The sequence below is a fragment of the Vibrio sp. 1F263 genome (genome assembly GCF_041439035.1).
Lineage (GTDB): Bacteria > Pseudomonadota > Gammaproteobacteria > Enterobacterales > Vibrionaceae > Vibrio > Vibrio tasmaniensis_A.
The window spans coordinates 13,566-31,215 of the sequence record NZ_JBGONI010000008.1 but is presented as its reverse complement, the minus strand read 5'-3'; the positions used below and the strand labels follow the sequence as shown (position 1 = coordinate 31,215).

Below are 17,650 nucleotides of genomic sequence, written 5' to 3'. Positions count from 1 at the left end.
TAAAATAATTATGAACAGCGTTTTATTATCATTAATTCATATTTCCCTAGACGCTTATCAGAATACCCGCGCTCTGGGTGAAATCGGTTCAACTTACGTGGGAATGTTTGCCTAACGTGAGCTTATCGAGCAACACTTGTGGAACAGGAATAACAGAGTATCGAACAAAGACGACTAACGTCACTATTGCCACAAAACTGCCTAAAACAAAGTCATGAACATCAACCAGCGCCCAACCAAGAAGCCTGTCACTGGTAATCGCAAGTATGGCGATACTCACCGCAGCCATCCATTTACGATGATCGTAAGGCAAGTACTCCATCTTTTGGCTCACAATATAAAGCAGTGACAGCCTCACGGCATAAGTACCACAAAGCACCACCACCACGCCCCACACGCCATAAATCGGTGTCACAACAAGATAGCCAATGGTTGCTACAATCGCACACCCGCCTTGTATCCACATTTGCGATTGGCTTGAGTCACCGCTGAAACAACCAAGGTTGAGGTAATCCCCTGCATTCTTAATCACACCAATCGCCAAGAGTGCGACAACAATAGTACCTGCATACTGATAACTGCTGGGCAGAATCAAAGCAATAAAACCAGGCACCGTAAGGATCATCAAACAACCCAACACTATGGCCAGATTCACGCCGACTAGCGCTCTATCCGCACAGACTTTTTTACCGCCAGGCTGTTGTAGCATGGCCACCCGATTTGGAAACCACCACAGAGCATAAGGCTGCAGTAACAAGCCAAGCAGCAACGCAAACTTGCCACTGACCGCATAGATTGCAAGTTCTTCAACACCCACAAAGCTTGCCATCACCCAACGGTCTAGGCCTGTAATCATGTAAATAGAAGCACCACCGACTAACGTGGGCAATCCAAACTTTAGGATCTTAGCGGAGTATTTTAGGCTGCCAAATGAGCCCATCTCCTGCCATTGATAACGCAGTAAACACAGCATCAACAACACACTCGAAACAGCGGAAGAGATCAGAACACCATCAATGCCATAACCCGCTTCAAGCAACACAAAGGTCATTGCAGCTTGCACCGTTGCCTTCAATACATTGAGCATGCAAAAGCGCTTAGCTAACGCATTCATTCGCATCAGTGTTAACGGGATAGAAATCGCACCATCTAACATGGTCGGTATCAGAAGAAGTAATATTTGATAGGGCTGAAACTCGACGGGCAGCATCAATAACAACAACGGCATACTAAGAGCAATTAAAGAACCGCCTAACACACAGACCAAGACACTCAACGTGAAACAGTTAGAGGCCAGCTTTCTCTTTTCTTCACCCTCAGCGACGCCCACATAACGGTACATTGCCTCAACAATCCCAAAGCTAAATAGGATTGTCCCGATGTCAGCCAACAAGACGATGGCTTCTAAAGAACCGTATTCAACCAACGTCATCTTATGGGTGATATAGGGGATCATCACGAGCGAGATCCCTTTCATCATCACGATACCAATGGCGTAATAGGCGGACTGTTTTAGTGACCCCATAGCAGACACCTATTCCTTACAATGCAGGCATTAGGAAACTTTTACAGTCCCCAAGAAGATGTCGTAAGGTTCTTTTTTGAGGAGCCAACGCTAACGAGCGGATGCTATAAGAGATGGCCCGTCGGTTCTGTTGTAAGCCTCTGTAATAGTCGGCGTAACCTTCTAGTATTCTTGCCTTTGCAATTTTGAAACTGGACGTCGGTAGGTTCCATCGTTGATTGTCATTTTGGTAACGCTGGAGAATGGTCTCTATAGACTGCAAATTTCTCAATTTAAGACTTTCAGTTTGGGTAACAGAGCTCGCTCTCATCAAGTAACCAACCTGCACGGAGTTCAACACACCGATCTGATGGCTTTCACTCATTCGAAGCCACAGCTCCCAATCTTCCCCATACTTAATGTCAGCATTGAAACTGTCTGTTTGAGAAAACACATCCGCTTTCACCATCACCGTTGATGTTCCAATAACATTGTTTTCAATGATGAACTCTAATGGGTTTTCTATATTGATAAACGCTTCATCTTGGTCTTGAAACTGCGACCAATAACTAAAGCAATCAACTATCACTTGATAGTCTTCAGTAAGGTGTTCGTAGTTAGTAAAGCTCATCGCAAGATCTGGGTATCGTTGATGAAATTCGAGTTGGCGCTCAATTTTTTCTGGAAACCAGAAGTCGTCCGCGTCTAAAAAAGCGATGTATTCTCCGGTCGCCTTTTCAATCCCTAGGTTTCTAGCTTGAGGCGCGCCAACACCCAAAGTGGATAATTTAATGATGCGTTCATCATGGATTGACGCGAGATACGTCGACGTTCCATCGTTGCTGTTGTCGTCAATAATGATCAACTCCACGTCTTGATGTGTCTGCTGCAGTACGCTGCCAATTGCCTTCGGCAGGTAATCCAAACAATTATAGGTAGGAATAACAACACTTACTTTAGCCATAATGACGCCCTCAAAATTATACGTTATATGGCTGATGTTGCATCTTCTATGCCGAGAGTGGCTTGCTATGAAATCACTTTTAGATCAGTCTCCTACGTGTCCATTCTCAAAATGACGACAAAACACAGATGTCCAAAAAAACTGCAACTCCAATTTGATTATCAATTTGAGAAAACGAGCGACGTCTTAAGGGGTAACCTTCGGAAAGCAATCGAAAAGCCCTCCAAAGCTACGATTTGATCTTGGTTCGTATCTTGCTTTGTTGGTTATTACCTTGGCTTGATAGCTTTAGTCATATGGATTTGAGGAGTAAGGAATGAAGAAAGTAGCATTTGTGGCGCCAACCTACCCTGTACTCAGTGAGACCTTCATTCAAACAGAAGTCGACTCTGTGAAAGCGTGTGGGCACGATGTGTGTGTAATGACGTTCAAAATTGAAAACAGCGAAAAACAGTTCGACTACGACATTGTCGAAATAGGCAAAAATGTTCGGATGGGTAAAGTCGCCAGCATTAACTGGATAGGTTTCATCAAGGCTGTCTCATTTATTTCTAAGCAAACCAGCATGCCCAAAAAGTCATTGTTCGCTTATGGGTTTAAATTAGCGCTGCAACTCGCGGAAAACGACGCCGAACACGTTCATGCGCATTTCTGTCAGCACACCACAGCTCACGCCATCGTCGCGGCAAAGCTGCTGAATATCACCTGTTCGTTCGTTGCTCACGGTCATGATGTTTACGAGTTCGCTTATGACATTGAACATAAGATTTCATCGAGTGATTTTGTGGTTGCAGTGTGTAAAGACATGCTCGCTGACTTCAACACCATGGCGAAAGGAAACATTAAACTCCTGCACTGCGGAGTTAATACCAAACAATTCCAACTCAACCCAAAAGCCGAAACGAAACAACTTCGCTTTGTTTTCCTTGGCCGATTAGTGGAGCAAAAAGGCATCCACCATCTTATTGATGCATTGGCGCCGATTGCCGAACCTCTCGACATTCATCTCGATATCATCGGTACGGGCGATTTAGAGCAACAATTAAAATTGCAGGTCAAAGAGCAAGGACTCACTCGAAACGTGACCTTTCTTGGCGCTAAACCTCACGAGTGGGTGAAAGAGAAACTATCGAACTATGACAGCCTAATCGCGCCCTTCTGTTTTTCCGAAACTGGGTGTGTGGATACAGGACCACTGGTTTTAAAAGAAGCGATGGCCGTGGGAACACCCGTCATTACCACCAACATCATGGGATGCAAAGAGATCGTCTCACCAGAGACGGGGTTTGTAGTCAGCGAAAAAAACGTTGAGGAATTAAGAGAAGCGATTGAGCGTTTTGCACAGCTAAGCAGTAACGATAAAACATCGATGGGGTTAAAGGCACGTGAGAGAGTGAAAGACAGTTTTAATTCGATCAAACAAGCTCAGCAATTATCTCGTTGGATAGAGAACCCTGCTCAATAAGGACTAACTCAGACAGCTAAGCATCATACTAACTACTCAGCACCATAAGAAAACGGAGCACCACAAAAACAAAGAGCGCTACATTGATTTGAAATGTAACGCTCAACTTAGCACAGCCTAATGATGGCAACTTATGCTTTCAGTAACTTTCATTAGCTTTTCATTAAGAAGCCTAGCTAGCCTGCTCGCAGCGCCAAAATAGACTCAAGATCTTCGATGTCACGATATTGAGCTAGCTCCTGCTCTTTCGATGAAATAGCCACAATCGACATTCTATCGGCCAATTCGTTACCTTCAATACCAACGTGTCCGTTCACATGGTAGATGGTAATTTTTGAAGCCAGTTCTTGGTAGAGAGCATACGCAGGCTTAATAATATCGAGGTTTTTGATCTCGCCGCCCGACTTAGTCCAGCCCTTTTTCTCCCAACCCGTTGCCCACTTAGTAATACAATCAATTGAGTACTTAGAGTCACAATAAATCGCTACAGAGAGACCCGCGTTTAGCTTCTCTTTTGCGAGCAAAAACGCCTGTTTAAGGCCATGTAACTCAGCGGTATTATTGGTTCCAACAGGTTGATACAAGCCATACCACAATTCGGTTAATTGGTTGTTTTGGTATACCGCTAAACCCGTCCCCGCTTCACCAGGGTTTGGTTCACACGCACCATCGGTAAAGATCTTGATATCAAAATGCATATCTGTGATTTGCTGCTCCGAAAGAGGCGGCACCTTAGCTTTCGTCGACTTACCCGCAGAGCTTGGCTTTGTAGCCGAAGAACCTGACACAGACGACGTTTTACCACCGAAAGCAGACTCGGCCTCGCCTAGTGTTGGAAACGATTTATATCTCGCACCAGCAAAACCATCAACTTGCGACTTACACTCATTCCAAGTAGTAAAAATACCCGGTGTACGACCTTTCCAAACCACATAATACTTCTTAGCCAAACTAACTCCTTACCAAAACCTAAACACACAAATAGTGAATCAGTACATTAGATGCCACCAAGCTATACGTTGCAAGGTCTATCACTCTAAAACAGGTCTAAAAAAGCTGCGTTCATAACTCACGATGCAATCAACTTCGTCTGCAAATTCAAACGCTTTAATGCACTCAGCATCGCTCAGCGACTTAACCCGATATTCTTCGTAGGCAGTCAAACTTTCAAAGGTAAACAACGCCAATGCAATATTGTTCGCCCCTTCCGACGGTAAGAAATAACCGTTGTGTTGACCTCCGAATTTAGCGACCAGAGGAATCCACATTTTTGCGTATGCCTCAAACTCACTTACCTTTTTAGGATCAATTACATATCGAACATAACAAGTAATCATAGTTATTCAGCCCTTAAATAATAGGAGAAACACAAAGCCGAAGTTGACGTTGAAGCTCAAGAAAAAAGGTAATCAACCGCAACGAGGTTATAGAACAAAAACACGCCCATACTGACGCCAATCGTTAGCAGCACATTGCCTGTTTTCCAAATCAACAGACCTGTGACCACCGCGCCTATCAAGTATGGGTTTTCAAGGCTTGGCCAAAATGTTTGTTCTGGTGCAAATACAATTGGCCCCCAAATCGCAGTCAGTACCGCAGGGCTTGAATAACGCAATAGGCGCCTTGCGGTTTGATTGAGTCGAAGCGGGATTGCAGGCTCAAGAAACAAATACCGACTAAAGAAAACAATCGCCGTCATAAGTAATATCGTTAACCAAATCATCTCTATTTCCCCTCCACGATTGTCTTGTTACCGTTGTTTCGCTCTTGGAACGATTCGCTGAAAAAGCCCGCTAACATACCAGCGATCGCTGCAATCATTAGCCCGCCCTCAATATTGTTAACCGACATGGCAACCGAAGTGACCAGTGAAACCACCACACACACAACGACGGGTAGAGTTCGGATTAATGGGAACACCAAGGCGATAAAGGTTGCTGCGACCGCAAAGTCGAGCCCAATTTCATTAAGCGAAGGAATTTGGCTTCCCGCGACAATGCCAACGAAGCTCGCGATGTTCCAAACGAGGTAAAAACCACCACCGACACCTGCAGCGTACCAGCGGTTAAACTCTTGCTGAGATTGGCCACTACAAATCGCGAACAGTTCATCGGTCAGCCAAAAGCCAAGTAATAGACGCCAACGAGCAGGAAGGTGGCTGATTTTGTCACGCATCGATACGCTGTATAAAAAGTGTCTTGAAGTAATAAAGAACGTGGTCAACAACATAGTCCCTAACCCAATGCCCGATTTGAACATCCCTGCTGCGACAAGTTGTGCTGAGCCGGCAAATAGAATAGCCGACATCGCTTGCGCTTGAAGCTGACTCAATCCAGCATCTATCGCATATGATCCAGCTAATATGCCCCACGGTATTACCGCAATACTCAAGGGCATCGCAGCCAAAACACCTTTCCATAACTGTGTTCGTCTATCCATTGTTTCACTATCCATATCATTCTTTTCTCTCTTCACATTAGCTATTCAATGTAAGAAGAGTGGAGTCGGTTCGATTGTACAAACTTGCTCGATTTCGCGAACGAATTAATGCGTCCGATTTAGAGCATTTTGATGTATTGCCCCGGCGTGTAACCATTGGCCTTTTTGAAATGTCGATGAAAATGGCTTTGATCATGAAAGCCACACTCTTGCGCGGTATCTGAAATCGTATGCCCTTGCTTCAATAACTTACGCGATAACCTCAATCTAGACTGAATCTGATACGCATGTGGTGGAAGGCCGAACTCTTTTTGAAAAGAACGTACCAAATGAAACGGGCTCAAAGCCGCCAGTTTAGACAGCTCCTCTAAGGACACATCGGCTTGTGGGAAATCATCTAAAAACTCTTTCACCAACACAAGCTGGCGCTGAGTTTTCCCGTCTAGTAGAGGGGTAAGCGGCGATTTTCCGTGTCGGCTAATCAGTTTAACCAACATCCCGTACATCAAGGTTTCTCTTAACAAGCGATTGTCGGATTCATCAATCGTGTTAAATACCAACCTCAATTGATTAGCGAGTTCAGGGTCTTCAACCACCGCTCTTGGGAAGTAAGGCGCACCGTAGTTCGGTAGGTTAAGCTCTTGAGTGATCTTGGCAAGTTGCTCTGGGAGTGGATACATGGCTCGATACGCCCAACCGCCTTCAGTGGCAGAGTGACCGCTATGAACTTCGTCGGCATTGACCAGAATAATCGCATTTTGTGGCGCGATATGATGCCCGCCTGTTCGATAAAAGCGCTGCGCCCCCTGCTCAATAACCCCAAGCGTGTAGCCCTCATGGCTGTGGCGTGAGAAGTTCTGCTTTTCGTATTCAGCATCAAGAATTTCAAGGCCACCGAGCTCTTCCGTTATCTTATATTCGGCCTTTTCTTTAGAGCGCTTCTTGTTCTCCATAACAATTTCCAAGCCTGTTAATTATCGAGCGACTTATCAGTCTACTCTATAGTCTCTTTCAGCTTTTGTACAAAATTGCGCATTTTTTTGTTAATACATTTGTTGTTTTTGCCTTAAAACACTTGCAACAATTGGTAGTGAGTTTAATCGAAGAGGATTATTGGGCTGCTGAACAAGTCGAAGACAAAAAAGGTTTGGAGGAAGATGCATCTGCCGTGGTGTTACCTGCGAATTGAGAAAAATGAAATATTGAATGTTCATATTCACATTTCACCATTAAATCAAAGTAAATGCGACAAGAAGCCAACTTCAACTTGGCAAATAGAGCACCATGTTTGGTTTACTGATTACTTTGTGGATTGTAAACTACCTCCCCCCCCTATTAGCTACTAATACTATGCACGTAAAGTTATTTAACCGCTTATTAAAAGAATTAGATGAAAATATAAAATTTCCTGATAAAAGTATGAAACGTACTGTCTTTATTCAAGAAAAAACAAGCTCAGCGCGCATAGAAGTGGCTGTTTTACAAATAAATAGAGGCCTAATAGACAAAATGATTTGTTGCATCAAAGATATAGAACGAATAACTGAGAAGAAAGGGCTGTCACCAACGTCTTATAATATTGTCGAATTAAAGCAAAGAAAGGCAGATTTAGAAACAGAACTAAAGATAAAATCAGCATTGCTCACCAATGTATTTAAAGAGGCCCAGCTAGAATGGGAGCTCAGCACAACTAGGCACTCCAGTTAAACTGAGGTTAACATAAACAACTAAACTGGTTTTATAATGGTATAAAGTGACCAGTTCACCCTGGGTGAGCTCATTAAAGTTATTCAACCAAAACCATAACTATAACTATATTTAGCAGTAAGTATATACAGCCAAATGCGCTAGCTTTAGTCATGATTTAAAAATGAATTTTCATGCGACTGCCCTGCTAACCTCTTACAGACTTTAGCTTGTAAAAATCAAACTAAGCTCTCGCATGAAGGGCATTTGATATTTAGTGGCTCCATAGCCATTTGCGAGTGATAAGACCAATAATCCCCGTTTTTTACCAATCTGGTATCACACGAATGGCAGTGGTTATATACCGTAAAGTGTTTGCATGTATCACATTCATACCACGCTGAACGAGAATTACTCGTTGTCTTATCTTTCTTCGTTAATTCATGAGAGCCGCACGAAATACAGAAGTTTAAAGATTCAACATCATCAGGGCGCCCCGCTAAAGCATTATCTTCAATGCCATATTGAAGAAACATACCTATCATCCTTTGGATTTCATCCAAATAACGAAGCCTTAATACTGGATTAGCACAAACAGCTCCATATTGATGGTACAAATGACGAGGCATCTTATCCCAATCAAACATTGATAATTCCCCAAGGTAACTAACTTCGCCCCACTCTTGGGGTGACACTATTTCGTCGATCGCACCTTTGGCTGGATGAAGTATGAAGACAGCATTAACACCACCTTCGCTGTAGTCTTTTTTATGGTAAAGGTTATGTACAATCCCCGCTATTCCACCGTGTCTATTGATAATTTCATCGGAATAAAACTTGGCATCCATCACCAAACGTTTGTTTTTAGTTATGCCACCTTTAGTCTCAAACTCCACATCCATGACGAAATCAGGAGTTCGGCCATTATTCAATAAAGGCTCATACCTGAGCTGAACCTTTCGCTTCAATTGTTCATTATTGAAATTCAGCGGCTTACTATGCTTATGTGACAAAACAATATGCAATAATTTTCGCTTCCACTCATCATCAGGCTGATAGCGGTAGTTTTGAACCAGAACTTTGATGATTTGTAGCAGACACCATCGTTCATACAGAAGTGGCATGTTCACTAGACCAATATCTTCCACTTTTTCAAGTGATAGCAATAGATCTTCATCTGTTAAATTGGTTAGCTCACGTATCTTTTTATAACCAGAGTGCGTCGCCTGATAATCAGGGTTTTGAACGAAAGTCATTGAATTAGGGAAAGTTGGTGATGGTCTCACGCCCATTTTCTCGAGCATTCTTATCGCTGATTTAAACTTTGCAAGTTTCGGATCTAACTGCTCGAAGACGCGTTCAACTTTTGCCTTATTTTCCTGAAAATAAGCAAGTAGAACTTGAACTGATCGCTTTTCTCTTTCCTGCTCTACTAACTCTTTGGGCGTTAATTCCTTGAGCCAATCTTGTTCATGTAGTTCTAGAGCTTTTTTGCGTTCTTCTGTAAATTTTTCGCGCCTCTTGTTTAACTCTTCACCACCCAAGATCTTTACGCTAGATAACTCAATGAGCTTATATATGTACTTAGTGCCTTGAATTGACGGCTGAAACATGTCCCCAGTAATTTCATACTCAATACCTTTTTCAAATAAATCAGCATATGAATCGTCATTGAAATGAATAAAAACTTGCCTTTGTTTTCTCTGTGTTGAAAACCATTCAGATTCACTGTCTGCACGAATATCAAAGAAGTAACGATTAGGGGTGAAGGATGCGCCTCCTACCCTGATTTGCCATTTATATTGAGGACGATTAAACACCCGACTCTTAACACAAGCCTGGAATTTCTCTTGTAACTGTGAGTTCAAATACTCTAAATTATAGGTTTTCTTGATCTGCTCAAGGTGTTTCCTAACCAAATCCTCATTAATCAATTTTTCGCCACTAAAGCCATCAAACCTTTCAGTAAGCTTCATCGTCATACCTTCAAAACGATTAACTTTGCTCTGAGAAATCGTCACCAGTTGCTTTAATATGCTATGGAGCCTTTGAAGAACAAAAAGAACATATCGGTTTTCGGGAACATTAAAGCTTGGCGTCGTCGCCCTGCTAGTTAGCTCTTTACTGTATCCTTTAGTCGCCAACTCCATGAAAGTACGATTAACAGGTTTCACTACATTTCTTGGTTTCAAAGCCTGCACTTCTCGTAGCTCAGATTTGGGCTTCTTTGTTATGTTCTGTGCGTGCGACAGTAGATTCGATACCAGCTTGAGAGTTTCCTCATCAACGCCGCCTTCTTCGACTTTTTTAGCCTTCGCAGTAACGTAACTTTGCTCATCGAGAATCAGTTCCCACAAATCACTTTTAAAATCTGATAAATACCGATTCAATTGGTCAGCAGTAAATTCAGACGAGCCTATATGAATAGTACAACTTTGGCTGCCAAGACCAGCTCTGACGGATCCAGCCGTCCTGTGGAGGGTTCTGGTCCATTGTTTGGTGTCTGACTTCCAACTTACAGCCTCAATCCACCAAGACTTTCCTGAATCTTTATCTTTGATCTTCTTAAGTTGAACCCTAGCGCCATCCGCTTTTTCGAAATACGGGGCTGTAGTACCCCCTTCTAGATAGCGAAATGCCAACTGTCCTAACCTTACTCCCTCGGCTTTTGGGTATATGGTTGTCGTACAGTTAAAGTTTTTCTGAATGTCATCATAGCTAACTGGTAGTGGTAGGTAGGATTCAACGACTTTCAAGACCGTGTTTTTATCATGCCACTGAACATCAATATATTTGATTTCAAACTTTGGAAGCATCATTAAGCCCAGTAATTCACAACACCGTCATTTGCTTTCGCATTCTCGATAATAGAACGCAGCGCAGCTACGCATGAGAACTCATCTGCTACTGATTCATGACTTGGAATCACCTCCTCTAATTTTTCTAATAGCACCTTTTCTAGTAGATCAATTTTTTGAGTATCACCCGATAATTTATTGCCATCAAAAGTAAATTTAGGAAGGACTTTATGAATAATGAAGTTATTGATAGCTTGTTCAGTATTGCCGTTTACATCCGAAAACAAGTCTAAATAATTGAGGCCTTGGCGAATCGTTCGCATACCAAACTCTACGCCTAATCGGTCGAAAAACTGCTCATTCAGTTCGATAAAAAGTTGGCAAAAATCATTATTGCGATCAAATTTAGGATAAGAGGCCCTTTGCCCTAACGCCTCAACATCCATAAACAAAGGCTTAGATACATCATCAAGATCATAACCTTCAATTTCTTCAAAAATCTTATTCCAATCCGTTAGTAATGGACTCTTAAACTTCATGATGTGAGTTCGATCTAGTATTTTAGGTGACAGATAATGCGTGGTTTCATCGATATTAATAGCGCCAATGATACGAACATTAGAAGGGATCTTGATCGTTGATGGTGTACTAATTATTCCTGATAACATACGACGAATGTCGCCATGGTATTTGATCAAAGAATCTTTCTCACTAAACCCAAAAGCTCTTTTCATTTCATCATTAACCGCTTCATCTTGCATTAGCTTAACAAAGTCAACGACACCATCTTGATCATACTTGGCTTTAGCGTCTGAAATGATAGAAACCACCGCTTTTAGCTCAGACAGCACATGAGCAGATTCATCGTCAGAATAGAGCTGTATGGTGGGAGTGTTATCTCTGTCTTCCAGTTTTGATAAGAAGTCAGCAAAGTAATATTCTACCCGAGCCAAGTTCATTTCATCCAAACAGATAAAGTAGGGTACTTCTGGGTTCTGTTGCGCTTCAATGAGAGCTTCTAAAAAAGGCGTGGCTAAGTACTTTTTTTCGAGGGGGTTATAGTAACCCAATAAGTCTTCAGAACTTGTCCAGTTAGGCTTAACAGGAATAATTTTAGAGACACCACCCACCGCTTTTGCGAATGATTGCACCAAGTTAGTTTTACCTGAGCCTGAATCTCCCGCAAGCACGATCAAATCATTTGAGCGAATGAGAGTCAGGTAGTTTTCAATGATGTGCCTTGGGTAAAGAATATCCTGCTCTTTCAGGTAAGACTGGATATAAGAAACCGCCTTCTCATAATCCCCCTCAAGAGCCTCGCTAAAACTGGCCATCTCCGCAGTATCACGCTCTTTAGCCACGTTAAAGACAAAACTGTCGAAGTCTTCCTCATCAATGAATTCGAAATTTTTAAGAAATTGAGCTTTGCTCTCAACGTATGCTTGCAACTTTTCAATTTTTTTAGACATAATTTCTTCAGCCTTTCTGTGCATTTCTATTTTATCTTCCCAATCACGATTGTATTGCTGCAAAGCATCCGTTTTTGAAATCGTTTCAAGCAAAGCACTATTATAACTTTCTAATTTTTCTTGCTCATCTTGAGCACTTTTCTCAAGTTCAGCTAACTTACTATTGAGCTCACTTTCCTGCTGCTGATACTCAGCATTTAAAAGCCCCAAAGCAGTCTCTATTTTTTGTTTCGCTTCGCCGAGGTGAATACTATATATAGCTTCATCCAATAAAAGACTTTCTTCACCTTTTACCAAAACATCAGGTGTGTATTCTTTAAGTTCGACTAAACGACGCACTGACGGGATGACAACGTTACATTCAAACGGATTTTCATGTTTCACTCGCTCTTTCATTGGAGCGAGCGACAACTCACATCGTATGAAAGCACCATCTTCTAAACCTAATACTTCATCAGAAGGTTTGAACGAAACAAAGATACCTTTATCTAACCCAAGCCTAACTTGTAGTGGATAATCAACATCTTCATTTTTCTCGAGTGTTTTTACACTCATTAAACGAGTGGGTAACTTATGCGTTGGCGTTTCTAGGGCGCTGTGAATCACCCCCCAAACTTCAAGCTTGCCATTCGTTATTCCCCAGCTATCACAAAGTCGATGAACTAGTTCTTCTTCGGAGAGGTTCTTAACCTCTCCGAAATCATAGATAATTTGATTAGATTTCATTATGCAAGCCAAACACTGACGATTGATAAACTAAGAACCGCAGCTTTTCGGCTGCGATTGATAAAGATAAAATGGGTATTAAATAGCCTGTTCAACAATAGCGTCAGTGAGGTGGAGTTGCGTGGTTTGAGAATCTTTCAAGCAAGCTTTTAGCTTATTACATAAAGCCACCATTTCTTTGACTTTAGTAGTAATGCGATGTTGCTGCTCTATCGGAGGCAATAACAGCGGCATTTTGTTCAAAATACCATGGTTTAAATTTGTCATCGTTGTACCTATAGATTCTCCACCTAGATACTCACGCACATAACTAGTTCTAAACATCAGGAGTATATATTCCCTTGATAGACTTTGATTAAACCTCAACACAAAACTTCCAGTACCGCAAAGCCACCCTTCTTCACGCTTACTTACAAGAGCACAACGTCCCATCTCACCACGTCTAGCCATTACGATGTCGTTCTCAAAAAGTTTGTATGAACTCAATTCACTAACTTTTATATCACTAACAGTGATTGAATTATCTTCGATAATTTTGGAATCAATCATATGTGATGGATTAATTAGTGGAGTTCCGCCCTCAATATAATCTCGCTTATGAATCATGGAACCAAATGGGCCAGTAGCAACCTCATTTGACATATCTGAAAAACGACACCACTCCCAACCATTCGGCAGTTCAAACGGCTTTTCGCCATCAGCAATCGGCGGCAGTGCTTTTTGCTTTTTGATTTTTTTATCTTTGATTAATTGCGCTTTTTCTTCCGCGATGCGCTCAAGCAGCTTTGCAGCAGGTTCATCATTTGGGTCTTGCGGGACAAGCTTACCCATTACCGCCAGTTGCAGGATGGTTTGTTTTAGTTGGTCGATGCTCGCTTCTGTAGTGAACAAAGTATCGAAGTGCTCCGCTACCATTTGCCAGTTTTGCATTAACTCTTCAGCGTTTGCAGAGTTGGTTAGCGTGTCCAACAGCGTTGTCACCAATACCTGATGCGCTTCAATACTGGCTTCGGTTTGTTGCTCTAGTTGGTCGCAAAGTGTCATTAATTCATCGACTTTGGCGACGATGCGGTGTTGTTCGAATAATGGCGCTAATGGAAATAAAGCCGCTCTTGCTTTATCAGTCCCCATACGAGGTAGATTCATTCCATGAGTTGAATCATTCGCATAATTAATAAAGTACGGCGATTTCATTACTAGACGAAGGTAGCCAGGCGTTAAATCTCTGTATGCACGGACTGGTATCATCTCTGTTGTACATACACCATATTCATCCGCAATTAATACCTTATCGAGATATGGACGCAGCTTCCCATATATAACATCTTCAGGCTGAAACTGGTTTTTTGAACTCTTAAATGCTCGATCTGAAAACCTTACTTTTTTGAGTAAGGTAGAGGTGATTTTTTCTACATCCTCTAATTCTAAAACCCAAGTATCATCTGAAACTGAAGTTGGCTCAGCCTTATCGCAAACACCATAATTAGTTAGAAAGCCAAGTTGACTCCAAGACCAGTTACTTGGGATTGGAAAAGGCTTCTGATCTTCCATATCCGGCAGCATTTTAGGTTTCTTAATTTTCTTATCTTTCACCAACTGCGCTTTTTCTTCCGCAATTCGCTCAAGCAGTACCGCTGCAGGTTCATCCGTTGGGTCTTGGGGCACTAACTTGCCGCGCACTGCTAACTCTAAAATCAGCTCACGCAGTTTCTTTACACCATAAAGCTCGCGCTTTTTGCTACTGCCACGACCAGAAGCTGATTTGGTTTTAACGGTTGAAGTCCAAATATCGATATTGTCTGTTATCAACTGATTCATAGATGATTGGTCAGCACTCATTATTCAGCACCACCCACAGACGATTTCAGGGCTTCACCTAGAATGCCTTTAAGTTGATTGCGAAGTTGTGAGATCTCTTGTTGCTGCTGTTGGTAGTTCTCTAATAACTCGTTTGGATCGTGACTTACCACTTCACCTTGATAAGGGTTTTTAATATCGAGGTTGAAGTTACGCTCAATGATGTCGGCGATTGGCACTTTCCATGCGTAATTATTCTCTACGCGGCTAGCAAAACCATCATCTTCATTACCCCACCAATCGATCTCTTGTTGGAACTCTTCAAACTTCATTGGTTTGGTTTTGCTGTAGTTCTTCACGCCTTCTGGGTATGGGTGCTCGTAGAACCATACGTCTTTAGTTGGCTTGCCTTTGGTGAAGAACAGAATGTTGGTTTTGATGCCTGTGTATGGGTTAAATACCCCATTAGGTAAACGCACGATGGTGTGCAGGTTACATTCTTCGATAAGCATCTTTTTGATTTTGGTTTTCACGCCTTCACCAAACAATGTGCCATCTGGCAGTACTACCCCTGCGCGGCCGCCATTTTGCGTTTCTGAGCCTTCGTCTAACACTTCTATGATCAGCTGTAGGAACAAGTCAGCGGTTTCACGAGTTTGCATTTCGGCTGGGAAGTTCTTTTCAATGCCGTCTTCTTCTGTGCCACCAAACGGAGGGTTGGTCGCAATCACATTGATGTTGCTGTCCCAGCTTGAAAGCGGCTTGTTGAGCGTATTGCCGTGTTTGATTTGCACAGGTACTTCAATGCCGTGCAGCATCATGTTGGTGATACACAGTAGGTGTGGCAGTTGTTTCTTTTCGACACCGTGGATCTGCTTTTGCAGTGTTTGGTGATCCGCAGCAGTCTTCACGTAGTTGTCTTTCACATGGTCAAACGAACACGCTAGGAAGCCGCCCGTACCCGTTGCTGGGTCCATAATCGCTTCGCCCAGTTTTGGGTCTAAACGATTAACGATGAAGCGTGTAACAGCACGAGGCGTGTAGAACTCACCCGCGTTACCTGCACTTTGTAGGTCTTTTAAGATTTGCTCGTAGATATCACCAAATAGGTGGCGCTCTGAAGAGTCAGTAAAATCAATTTCATTCAGCTTGTTGATCACTTGGCGCAGTAGCGTACCGTTTTTCATGTAGTTAAACGCATCGCTAAATGCTTCTTTCACTACAAAGCCACGCGGGTTTAGGTCAACAGGAGCTGTTAAGTTTTTAAGCTTGTAGAACAAGTCGTCGTTTACGAACTCAAGCAGCGCTTCACCGGTAATGCCTTCGGCATCTTGAGCCCAATTACGCCATAGATATTGTTCTGGGATTGGTGATTTGTAGTCGTCTAGTTCTAGCTCTAACTCTTCTTCTTGAGCGTCAAATACTTTAAGAAAAAGTAACCAAGACATTTGACCAAGGCGCTGTGCATCACCGTCGACACCCGCATCTTTACGCATGATGTCTTGAATGGATTTGATAACTGAGCTGATAGACATGTTTTTCTACTTTTAAACAACTGAAATTTGTGGCGAATTATAACGTAAATCCGCCGTGATATTCAGAGTTATCATGTCTATTTAATGGAATGGATTAAGAAGGGAGTCCAATTGAAGATTTATGGCAGCCAGGGACTGTAGGTAAGGCGTTAATTAGGGACTCAACTTCTTTCATCCAACATGAACTTGGGCCTATCTGCTCAATTAGAAACCACATGGCACGAATAACCCCATATAAACGAGTCAGTGTATTGTGATTGTCTCGAATATCATCAAATTTTTCATGTGAAGGTAAAGCGAGCACTTTTGACGATTGCTGATTCCAAATTCGAGTATGGTGGGCACATCGATTACGAAGGATGTTCATTTCCATTAGCCATGCTTGTAATACACCCGTTTCTCTTTTATCAGAGATCCCTAAACGAGCACAGATTCTTTGGCGGTATTTATCATTTAACATACCGTAGTACTTTGACATGGTTCCAAAATCCCATGCTTCAATCACAACCCAAAATGGCATTTCTTTATTATTACGCTTGTGCCACACAATACAATCTTCACGGCTTCGTTCTATTAATTTACTGTGTTTACTTTGCCACTCCTCCCACAAACTTGGTTTATGACCACGCTTTTTTAAGAACTTACCATTGATGTATTCAGGGTCTTTCCACGCTAGTGGTTCTGGAATGTCGAGCCCGGTCCCTGCCTGTTTGCGCTTGCCACGGCCAAGCTCATGAGCAATCACACTACGTACAAAAACTTCAATGCGCTCTAATCCATCGAGCATAGCGATACGGAGTTTTTTATCTAACAAATAGAGGCTAAATACATCATCAAAACTCGTCTCGGGTAAAAACTCATTAAGTCGTTTGGGGCGCTTTAGATGAGGACATTCAATCACAGTACCTTGATCATCTCGCTCTATCTGTCTTGCTGGATACCAAAAACCACTCAAACGGTAGTAACCAACTTGAGCTAACTTACGCTTAGCTCGCTCATCATCACCGATAATCATCCCTCGTTGAGATAACGTATCAACAAGTTCTTCATAATGTTTAAATTCTTTAGGTGGGATGAGCTCCATTACTATCCTTAGTTCCTTTGGCTTTAGTTTCTTGGGCTTTAGTCCTTGAGCGTTAATTTCTTAGCTTCCAAAAACGAGAACGCCCAGCCTTGATCTCAAAGTTATCTCTTAAGATAACTTCAAAAACAGGGGACTGGGCACTATTGCGATGGAGTATTATTGATAATCGCGACCTAGTCAACA

14 protein-coding genes are annotated in these 17,650 nt (G+C 42.3%); 2 read left to right on the top strand and 12 right to left on the bottom strand.

Annotated elements, in window-relative coordinates; genetic code table 11:
- Positions 1–88 precede the first annotated feature (88 nt).
- Together ACED25_RS07530 and ACED25_RS07525 are read right to left on the bottom strand one after the other, a co-directional pair.
- A complete protein-coding gene (locus tag ACED25_RS07530) occupies positions 89–1,525 on the bottom strand; it encodes a lipopolysaccharide biosynthesis protein (RefSeq protein WP_135384739.1) in 1,437 nt (478 codons plus the stop codon).
- 16 nt (positions 1,526–1,541) lie between these two features.
- Positions 1,542–2,468, bottom strand: a complete 927-nt coding sequence (locus ACED25_RS07525; RefSeq protein ID WP_371695010.1) for a glycosyltransferase family 2 protein — start codon at positions 2,466–2,468, stop codon at positions 1,542–1,544.
- A gap of 316 nt (positions 2,469–2,784) precedes the next feature.
- On the opposite strand from ACED25_RS07525, the gene ACED25_RS07520 reads away from it, so the two are divergent.
- Entirely contained in the window at positions 2,785–3,933 is a 1,149-nt protein-coding gene (locus tag ACED25_RS07520; RefSeq protein ID WP_065679281.1) for a glycosyltransferase family 4 protein, read from the top strand.
- A 176-nt stretch (positions 3,934–4,109) separates the two neighbouring features.
- Here ACED25_RS07520 and ACED25_RS07515 read toward each other — a convergent pair whose 3' ends face one another.
- From ACED25_RS07515 to ACED25_RS07495, 5 genes are all read right to left on the bottom strand, one after another.
- A complete protein-coding gene (locus ACED25_RS07515; protein WP_371695009.1) occupies positions 4,110–4,883 on the bottom strand; it encodes a viroplasmin family protein in 774 nt (257 codons plus the stop codon).
- Positions 4,884–4,964: 81 nt separating this feature from the next.
- Positions 4,965–5,270, bottom strand: a complete 306-nt coding sequence (locus ACED25_RS07510; RefSeq protein WP_102249511.1) for an NIPSNAP family protein — start codon at positions 5,268–5,270, stop codon at positions 4,965–4,967.
- A 56-nt stretch (positions 5,271–5,326) separates the two neighbouring features.
- Positions 5,327–5,656, bottom strand: coding sequence for an AzlD domain-containing protein (locus tag ACED25_RS07505; RefSeq protein ID WP_009847233.1), 330 nt, complete (start codon positions 5,654–5,656; stop codon positions 5,327–5,329).
- Between the two features lie 2 nt (positions 5,657–5,658).
- The gene (locus tag ACED25_RS07500; RefSeq protein WP_102257800.1) at positions 5,659–6,387 is read right to left on the bottom strand and encodes an AzlC family ABC transporter permease; all 729 of its coding nucleotides are present in this window, start codon (positions 6,385–6,387) and stop codon (positions 5,659–5,661) included.
- A 104-nt stretch (positions 6,388–6,491) separates the two neighbouring features.
- A complete protein-coding gene (locus ACED25_RS07495) occupies positions 6,492–7,325 on the bottom strand; it encodes an AraC family transcriptional regulator (RefSeq protein ID WP_371695008.1) in 834 nt (277 codons plus the stop codon).
- Positions 7,326–7,656: 331 nt separating this feature from the next.
- Here ACED25_RS07495 and ACED25_RS07490 point away from each other — a divergent pair, with 331 nt between their 5' ends.
- Positions 7,657–8,079: a hypothetical protein gene (locus tag ACED25_RS07490; protein WP_371695007.1), complete on the top strand. Its 423-nt coding sequence runs from the start codon at positions 7,657–7,659 to the stop codon at positions 8,077–8,079.
- A gap of 218 nt (positions 8,080–8,297) precedes the next feature.
- On the opposite strand, the gene ACED25_RS07485 is transcribed toward ACED25_RS07490, so the two are convergent.
- The 5 genes from ACED25_RS07485 to ACED25_RS07465 form a co-directional block, all read right to left on the bottom strand.
- Positions 8,298–10,877: a nuclease domain-containing protein gene (locus tag ACED25_RS07485; protein ID WP_371695006.1), complete on the bottom strand. Its 2,580-nt coding sequence runs from the start codon at positions 10,875–10,877 to the stop codon at positions 8,298–8,300.
- Positions 10,877–12,880: an McrB family protein gene (locus ACED25_RS07480; protein ID WP_371695005.1), complete on the bottom strand. Its 2,004-nt coding sequence runs from the start codon at positions 12,878–12,880 to the stop codon at positions 10,877–10,879. The genes ACED25_RS07485 and ACED25_RS07480 overlap by 1 nt, the downstream gene beginning before the upstream one ends.
- A gap of 249 nt (positions 12,881–13,129) precedes the next feature.
- On the bottom strand, positions 13,130–14,890 hold the full coding sequence (locus ACED25_RS07475; RefSeq protein WP_371695004.1) for a restriction endonuclease subunit S: 1,761 nt from the start codon (positions 14,888–14,890) through the stop codon (positions 13,130–13,132).
- Complete coding sequence (locus tag ACED25_RS07470; protein WP_371695003.1) at positions 14,890–16,383, bottom strand: N-6 DNA methylase; 1,494 nt, start codon at positions 16,381–16,383, stop codon at positions 14,890–14,892. Before ACED25_RS07470 ends, ACED25_RS07475 begins: the two co-directional genes overlap by 1 nt.
- A gap of 94 nt (positions 16,384–16,477) precedes the next feature.
- Positions 16,478–17,467, bottom strand: a complete 990-nt coding sequence (locus ACED25_RS07465) for an Abi family protein (RefSeq protein WP_371695002.1) — start codon at positions 17,465–17,467, stop codon at positions 16,478–16,480.
- Between the last annotated feature and the right edge of the window lie 183 nt (positions 17,468–17,650).